An 875-nucleotide genomic window follows, 5' to 3' on the forward strand; every position below is an offset into this window, starting at 1 on the left:
TTGCAGCGGCCGTCGGGGGCGAGCCCGCGCTGCCGGGCGAAGTCCACGAAACCCAGCGGCGACGTCATGACGGCGACCCCGCCGGCGATCGCCAGGTCGCTCTCGCCGGAGCGCAGCGACTGGCTGGCCAGGTGCAGGGCGACCAGCGACGACGAGCAGGCCGTGTCGATGGTGACCGCCGGCCCCTCGAAACCGAACGTGTAGGAGATCCGGCCGGAGGCGACGCTGCCGAGCGCGCCGGTGACCAGATAGCCCTCCAGCTCGTCGGGGACCTCGTGGAAGCCGGCGGCGTAGTCACGTCCGGCGACACCGGCGAACACGCCGGTGCGGCTGCCGCGCAGCGACGCCGGGTCGATCCCGGCGTTCTCCAGCAGCTCCCAGGCGTTCTCCAGCAGCAGGCGCTGCTGCGGGTCGGTCGCGGCGGCCTCCCGCGGGGAGATCCCGAAGAACGCCGCGTCGAAGTCACCGGCACCGGAGATGAACCCGCCCTGGCGGGTGTAGGTGGTGCCGGGATGGTCCGGGTCGGGATGGTAGAGCGCGTCGGTGTCCCAGCCGCGGTCGTCCGGGAAACCGCTGATCGCGTCACCGCCGGAGGCGGCGAGCCACCACAGGTCCTCCGGCGAGGCGACCCCGCCGGGGTAGCGGCAGGCGGCGCCGACGATCGCGATCGGCTCCCGCCGGCTCTCCTCGATCTCCCGCAGCCGCCGGTGCGCGGCCCGGGAGTCCGCGAGCGCGCGCTTGAGGTATTCGCGGAGCTTGTCGTCGTTGGACATCGTCAGGCGTGCTCCTGATCCATAAGGGCGAACAGTTCCTCGTCGCTGGCGGAGTCGAGGTCCAGCTCGTCGTCGTCGGACAAGCCGGTGGCGCTGGCGGGG

General features: G+C 72.8%; 1 pseudogene (running past one end of the window). It reads right to left on the reverse strand.

Annotated features, from left to right (window positions below):
* Window positions 1-875: pseudogene (locus tag FrCorBMG51_RS25920) on the reverse strand (beta-ketoacyl synthase N-terminal-like domain-containing protein) (its annotated part continues 285 nt past the right edge of the window); the annotation flags it as partial.

Source organism: Protofrankia coriariae, from assembly GCF_001017755.1.
Classification (GTDB): Bacteria; Actinomycetota; Actinomycetes; order Frankiales; family Frankiaceae; genus Protofrankia; species Protofrankia coriariae.